Source organism: Mesorhizobium sp., from assembly GCF_024509055.1.
Lineage (GTDB): Bacteria > Pseudomonadota > Alphaproteobacteria > Rhizobiales > Rhizobiaceae > Mesorhizobium.
On record NZ_JANINM010000023.1, the window covers coordinates 1 to 7194 of the forward strand.

Here is a 7194-nt window from a genome sequence, read left to right on the forward strand (position 1 = left end):
AAATCGCCGAGGAAAAGGAAGCGGTCGCCCAGTACGGCTCGACCGACTCCGGCGCTTCGCTGGGCGATATCCTGGGCGCGGCGCTGAAGAAGCAGGGCAACTAAGGCATTCCGGGCGGACCGCGGAGCGGTTTTCCCGAAATTGCATAAGTCGCTCACACAGCGCAGAAGACAAACCCCGCCGGAGCGATCCGGCGGGGTTTTTTGTTTACGGCAAAATAAACCTCCCCAGCGTAGAAGATGAACTTCCTGGCGCATTTGGCCTTAGGTCCAAGGGGAGGAACTTTCCATGAGCGCTGGCTACGTTTCTCCCGCTACGCCATCTTCGGTTGTGCTGAACCTTTACACCAGGTGGCCGCCCTTGTTCTGCTATTGCGCGATGGCGATTGTGATGATCACCCTCCGGTCCCTCGGCCTGGTGCTCAATCGCGACGCGGACGATCTCGTCAAGCTGCACGAAATCCGCACCTTGCTTCAAACGGGCAACATCTTCGACCGCACATTGCCCGGCATTGCCCAGCCCGAGCCCTACGTTTCGCATTGGCCATGGATCGTGGACTTGCCGTATGTGGCCTTCACGCGCCTGTTCGCGCCGTTCGCCGGCTCGGAGTCAGCGTTGATGGTGGCATGTTTTGTCGTGCCGCTGCTGCTGCTTGCGCCAGCGCTCTATTTCTACAACCGGCTGGTGGTGGCGATGGGCGTTAGCAGCCCGGCCCTTGCGTTACCGGTAGCGTTGATCTTCGCTATCGGCACCTTTTTCGAATATGCCCCGGGGCGTATCGACTATCACAATCTGCAAATTCTGCTTCTGCTTGCCGCCCTGGTGCTGATGCTGTCGCAGAACCGCGCATCTTCCTTCGTCAACGGACTTTTGGCAGCCCTGGCACTTGCGATCAGCGCCGAATTTGCGCCGTTCTATGCTCTGGTGATGGCAATCTACGCCTTTGACTGGATCCTGGGGCGAGAAGAAAGCGCTAGCAGGATCACCGGTTTTGGCCTTGCCCTGGCGATGGGCGCGATCGGTCTGCTGGCAGCCATCGAGCCGCTTTCAGCCTATGCCGCGGTGAAGTGTGACTTCTATTCAGCGCCACATGCCACAGCGCTCGTCGCCGCCGGACTTTCATTTGCCGTCGCGCCTCTGCTTTGCGGCTCACGCGGCGGATGGGCAATGCGGGCGGTCGTCCTGCTGGGGTTCGCAACCGCCAGCATGGCGGCGCTGGCAATGTTGTTCCCGCAATGCCTGGCCAGCCCCTATGCCTCGCTCGATGCCTATGTTCGCGACAACATGGTCAACCGAATCCTTCAGGAAATGAGCATCTTCCGGCATCCACATTTTCTGTCCGCGATTTTTCCGGGCACTCTGCTGATTTTTGTCGGCGCGATCGCCCCGGTTGTCATCTGCTTCGATCCGCATAGTCGAAGCAGGCCGCGCCTGATACTCGCCTTGTTCTCGGTGCTCGCGCTGGTCCTCGGGATCGCGTATTTGCGTTATTTTCGCTATGTCGCGCTCTTCTCCAGCATCGGTCTGCTATTCGTCGCGGCAAGCTTCCTACCATCAGGTTCGAGGCTGGTGCGCTATCTGGTGCCGGACATACGCTCGGCATCGCGGAAATATACATTGATCCTACCCGGCCTCGTCGTGTCGGCGATCGGGCTATACCACCTGTCACTGCGGCCATCCCAGGCGGCCACCCCTGCCGGCGAACTGGCCGACCTTTGCGACCTCGACTATTTCCAGCCGCAGCGGGGCTGGCCGGCGAACGCCGTGGTTCTCACGCCGCCCCTGATCGGAGCTTATCTTGTAGCTCTTGCGGATGGTCCCAAGGTGGTGACAGTCCCCAACCATCGATCGGCTCAGGGTATCGAACGGAGCTATCGCTTCCTTGATCCGTCGACCCCCGACCCTCGCGCGTTGCTCGATGCGTCCAAGGCGACACATGTTGCGCTCTGCGCCTACCGCGGCCCACCCTTGCCGGGCCTTGAAACCGGCTACCCATTCGCCGCGGCGCTGATGGAAGGCAGGCCGCCGGCGTGGTTGAAAGAGTGCCCAACGGATCCTTCATCGCCAGTGCGAATCTACAGCTACCGCAATGGCGATGGTTCGGACGCGGCCTGCCCCGCCTCGACGCTCGCGGCTCAGGCCCGGCCGTAGAGCGGCACCAGCGTGCCGCTCATCGCCAGGTTGGCGGGCGAGGCGAGATAGGCGATGGCTTCTGCGGCCGCCTCGAGGCTGACCCATTTGCTGAAATCGGCGTCGGGCATGTCGGCGCGATTGGCCGGCGTGTCGAGCGTCGAGGGCGCCACAGCGTTGACCAGGATGCCCTTGTGCTTCAATTCCTCGGCCATGGCCTGCGTCATCGCCGCGACCGCCGCCTTGCTGGCGGCATAGGCGACCATGCCTGAGCCGCGACGCGGATCGAGCCCAGCGCGCGCCGTGACATTGACGATGCGGCCGGCGATGCCGGACGCAAGCATCGAGCGTACCGCCGCGCGGCTGCACAGGAAGGTGGTGCGGGCGTTGGTATCCATCATCTCGGCAAACGACGCCGATTCGATCTTCTCCACCGGGGCCATGGTGAAGCCGCCGGCCAGGTGGATAGAGCCCCAGAGCTCGGGCACCTGGTGGTAGAAGGCTTCGACCTTGGCCGAATCCGACAGGTCGACATTGTGCGCCAGATGGACGCTGGCGTGGGCGGCAAAGGGAAAGTGCGGCGGGGCCGCCGCGTGCGCGTTGGGCACGTGGCAGATAGCGCCCTGTTCCAGCAACCTGCCGACAACCGCGCCGCCGAGCGCGCCAGTGCCGCCCGTCACCACGACATGCCTGCCATTCAACGTTTCCGTCATACCTAGACCGCTCCTGTCATTTTTATGATTGTTTTCTTCTGGTTGTACCGCCCCAGTATCGAACGTCGCGCCTTTCAGGCTGTCACTCAATTGAAATATCGACATGGCAGACGCAGCGTCTTTGCATGCGTCAGGCCGTCGCTGGGGCGTCATGCCGCCATGCCGACACGGGCTGGTTACTTCTTTTCACCGTAGGCGAGCCGAGCCAGCCCCGCCCGTCCTTCAGTCGACGGTGACTTCGATGATGCGTGGCTTTGCCGCCGCCCGCGCGCGCTTCAACGCGCCGGCGAGACCCTCGGCGCCGGTCAACCGCTCGGCCTCCAGGCCGTAGGCTTCGGCCAGCTTGCAGAAATCCGGCGGCGCCGGCGAGACGCCTACCGGCTCGACACCGACATCGAGCATCGAGGTTTCGATCTCGCGATAGCCGCGATTGTTCCAGACGACGAAGATGACAGGCGCTTCGGCATCGAGCGCCGCGCCGAGTTCCGGCAAGGAGAACTGGAACCCGCCATCGCCAGTGAGGCACACCACCGGCGCCTCGGGCACGCCGAGCGCCGCGCCGATCGCCGCGGGCGGACCATAACCCAGGGCGCCGAAACCGGTCGCGGCATTGAACCAGCCGCCAGGACGGTCGTGGTCGTAATAGAGGTTGGCGGCATAGATCGGTTGAGTCGAGTCGCCGACGATGATCGCGCCGGGCAGCGCGTCGCGGATCGCTTCCACCGCGTGCACCTGCGCCAGGTAATCGGGCTTCAGTTCGGCCTGAGCGGCGTGCCGCGCTGCTGCCGCGCGGGCCTCGCCATCCTTTGCGGCCACGTGGCCGGAACCGATTTCAGACAACAGCGCCTCGATGGCCTCGGCGCAATCGGCCTGAATCCCCACCGCCACCGGGCGACGCGCCAACTGGTCGGCGCCGATGTCGATGCGGATCAGGTTGGCCGGCAGCACGAAGCCGCCATCGCCATAGCCATCATAGTCGGTCGGACCGAATTCGGTACCGGCGGCAATCACCAGATCGGCGTCGGCCATCAGCGCGCGCACCGCCCTCAGGCTGGGGCTGGCCGGCACGCAAAGCGGATGGCGGTGCAGCAGGCCGCGCGCATTGGCGGTTTCGACAACCGGCGCGCCAAGCGCTTCGGCCAGCCGCCTGAGCGCCGCATCGGCCTTCTTGGCGCCGCCGCCGGCGAGGATCAGCGGGCGGCCGGCCGCCTTGATCAGCTTCGACGCTTCAGCGATCGCGGCGGCCTGCGGGGCTGGCGCCGCCGCGTTGCTCAGCATCGGCGCGATCCCGTCGGCGGGTTTCACCATGACATCGGTCGGGATCTCGATATGAACCGGCCCCGGGCGCGCGGAGGAAAACAGCGCAAAGGCGCGGGCGAGCGCGCCCGGCAGTTCGTCGGCCTCCGTGACGCGCTCGGAGAACAGCGCCACTTTCTCCATCATGCCGCGCTGGTCAGGCAATTCATGCAGGAAGCCCAGGCCCTTGCCGAGCGTGTCGGTGGCGTTGACGCCGGAGATCACCAGCATCGGCACCGAATCGGCGCGCGCCTGGCCCATGGCGGTGATGGTGTTGGTGAGGCCTGGGCCGGTGATGACGAAGGCGACACCCGGGCGACCACTGGCGCGCGCATAGCCGTCGGCCATGAAGCCGGCGCCCTGTTCGTGACGCGGCGTCACGTGGCGAATCTTCGAGCGCGCCAGCCCGCGATAGAGCTCGACCGTATGCACGCCCGGAATGCCGAAGACGGTATCGACGCCGTGCGCCTCGAGTAGTGAAATCAGCGCTTCGCCGATGGTGGTCATTGGTTTTCTCCCTTCGGTGCGGATCACTGCTCAAGGGAAACAGTGAACGCTCCATGTCTTTGTTCTTGCGCAATTCCGGACGGAAAGCCGCCTTTCACCTTTCCTGGAACTGCTCCGGCGGCCCGAGGCCGAGTTCGGCTTCTATGGCCTTGACGCCAATTGCCGCCAATTCGCCAGGCGAGAACATCTCTGCGGCCAGACACCCTTCGATCCAGAGCCCGTCGATGATCGCATTGATCGCGATGGCATGGCGGCGCAGCTGGCTGGCGTCCGGCTTGCGCTGTTCGGCCGCCAGCACTTCGGCGACGACCGCTTCAACCTCGTTGCGAAAGCCAAGATAGCCGTCGCGATGGGCACGGGCGAGCGTCGGATCGGCATTGGCACGGCCAAGGAAGGTTGCCCAGAGCGAAAACACCCGCGCGTCGACGATCGGCGCATTGAGGTTGGCGGTGACGAAAGCCGCGAGGCGCTGGCGAGGCGAGGCATTTTCCATGACCAATGCCGCCTTCGCCTGCTCGGTCATGCGGCCCATCAACGTTGCATACGCTTCCTGCAGCAGTTCTTCCTTACCGGGGAAATAGTGCCGGATCAGCCCGGCGGTGACGCCGGCGCGCAATGCGATGGTGCGCAAGGTGGCACCTTGCAAGCCATGCTCCGCCACGCTGTCCAAGGTCGCCTCGATCAGATCCTGCCGCCGCCGCTCCTCGCCCTCGCGACGGAACCTGCGACGGGACGGCGCATTCATTGGCGCAGGATCGGCCGCGTCAGGCATGTCGGCCCGCCCTCGCAGGCGATGCAGAGCGCATCCGCCTCGAAGATTTCAACGGTGCAGCCGGCGGCTTCCATGGCAGCCTTGGTCTTGGGAAAGCCCGCAACGGCAATGACCTTGTGCGGACTGGTCGGCAGCACGTTCAGGCTGAGGCCGTTGGAAGCGGCGAACTCCCCGGCATCGCCTTCGACCAGCCGTATGCCGCGCGCCTTCAGCATCTGGTAGAACGGCGCCGGCAAAAGCGGCGAATAGACCAGTGCGAGGTCGTCGGCCAGCGGGCTGATCACCGACATCAGGTGCAAGCACGCCTCTTCGCCCTGCCAGAGCGGCAGATCAAAACCGTAGACGGAAATACCGAGCGGCGTCAGCAGGTTGGAAACCTGCTGGATGCCTTCCTGGTTGGAGCGGACACCGCGGCCGATCGCCAGCGAGCGGCTATCCACCCATACACAATCGCCGCCTTCGACCTGGCCGGGAGCCTCGACGCGGCCCAGGATCGGAATGCCCAGCCTCCTGTAGGTTTCCTCATGCAACGAGGGCTCCCCGGAGCGCAAAGGCTTGCCCATGGAGAGGATCAGCGCCCCGCGATCGGTCATCAGGGACGGGTCGTGCGTGAACACCGAATCCGAAAGTCCGTCGGCCTTGTCCTCGATCCACTCTATTTCGGCGCCGGACGCCGCCACCAGTTCGGCAAGATGCGCATGCTGCGACGCAGCTTTCGCCGGGTCGAAGCCCGGGCCATAGTGCCAGGCAGTCCTGTCGGCGCCACGCATGGCGTTTGCCGCCGACCGCATCAGCACGCGCCGCAGAGGCGCCGCCATGGACTGTGATCCGAAAGCGCTCATCGATGCCCTTCTCAGGTGAAAAAAATCAAGAAAATTTCATCTGGGGCTATTTATACACTTGCACAACAAGGCCGCAAGTGCCGTAATGAACGGGATTGACGGGCTCGCGCTGTCGGGTCCATGCTGAAGTCTGGAGTGGGCAATACAGCGTATGTTGATTAGCCGGATAGACGTTCGACGAGCCATCGTCGGCCATGGGGTGGTTACCCGGTGAGCGCGGCGGGAGCTGCCGCAATACCATCCGGCGAAGCGCAGAATGGCGCCGCCGAAGCCATCCATGTCGAGAACCTGCACAAGAAGTTCGGCCAACTGCACGTGCTGAAAGGCGTCTCGCTATCGGCGCGCGACGGCGAAGTGATCGCCATCATCGGCGGCTCGGGCTCCGGCAAATCGACGCTGTTGCGCTGCATCAACTGCCTGGAGAACCCGACCAGCGGCATCATCCGCGTCAATGGCGAGGAGATCAGGCTCAAGGCTGACAGTCACGGCCACACCGTGCCCGCCGACCGCAGGCAGATCGAGCGCATCCGTTCGCGGCTCGGCATGGTGTTCCAGAACTTCAACCTTTGGAGCCACATGACGCTGATCGAGAACGTCATCGAGGTTCCGGTGCATGTGCTGGGCGTCAAGCGCGACGAGGCGATCGCCCAGGCCGAGAAGCTGCTTGCCCGCGTCGGGCTAGCCGAGAAGCGTGACGTCTATCCGGCATTCCTCTCCGGCGGCCAGCAGCAGCGCGCGGCGATCGCGCGGGCACTGGCGATCAATCCGCGCGTCATGCTGTTCGACGAACCGACCTCGGCGCTCGACCCGGAACTGGTCGGCGAGGTGCTGAAGGTGATCGGCGACCTGGCGCGCGAGGGGCGCACCATGGTGCTTGTAACGCATGAAATGAAGTTTGCCCGCGAGGTCGCGACGCATGTCGTCTACCTCTACA

Annotated in this window: 6 protein-coding genes; 2 read left to right on the plus strand and 4 right to left on the minus strand. The window is 64.2% G+C overall.

All coding sequences use genetic code 11. The features are described from left to right. Positions 1–501: 501 nt before the first annotated feature. Positions 502–2151, plus strand: coding sequence for a hypothetical protein (locus tag Q0L57_RS01560; RefSeq protein WP_296736781.1), 1650 nt, complete (start codon positions 502–504; stop codon positions 2149–2151). Here Q0L57_RS01560 and Q0L57_RS01565 read toward each other — a convergent pair. From Q0L57_RS01565 to Q0L57_RS01580, 4 genes are all read right to left on the minus strand, one after another. Next, positions 2136–2843 (minus strand): SDR family NAD(P)-dependent oxidoreductase, encoded by a 708-nt coding sequence (locus Q0L57_RS01565; protein WP_296736783.1) that lies wholly within the window; start codon positions 2841–2843, stop codon positions 2136–2138. The genes Q0L57_RS01560 and Q0L57_RS01565 overlap by 16 nt on opposite strands. A gap of 222 nt (positions 2844–3065) precedes the next feature. Then, a complete protein-coding gene (locus tag Q0L57_RS01570) occupies positions 3066–4646 on the minus strand; it encodes a 5-guanidino-2-oxopentanoate decarboxylase (RefSeq protein ID WP_296736785.1) in 1581 nt (526 codons plus the stop codon). Between the two features lie 94 nt (positions 4647–4740). Next, positions 4741–5391: a TetR family transcriptional regulator C-terminal domain-containing protein gene (locus Q0L57_RS01575; RefSeq protein ID WP_296736788.1), complete on the minus strand. Its 651-nt coding sequence runs from the start codon at positions 5389–5391 to the stop codon at positions 4741–4743. Then, on the minus strand, positions 5388–6260 hold the full coding sequence (locus tag Q0L57_RS01580; protein WP_296736790.1) for a dimethylarginine dimethylaminohydrolase family protein: 873 nt from the start codon (positions 6258–6260) through the stop codon (positions 5388–5390). Before Q0L57_RS01580 ends, Q0L57_RS01575 begins: the two co-directional genes overlap by 4 nt. 210 nt (positions 6261–6470) lie before the next feature. Between Q0L57_RS01580 and Q0L57_RS01585 the strand changes: the two genes are divergently transcribed. Continuing rightward, on the plus strand, positions 6471–7194 hold a 724-nt coding region (locus Q0L57_RS01585; protein ID WP_296736793.1), incomplete at its 3' end, for an ATP-binding cassette domain-containing protein.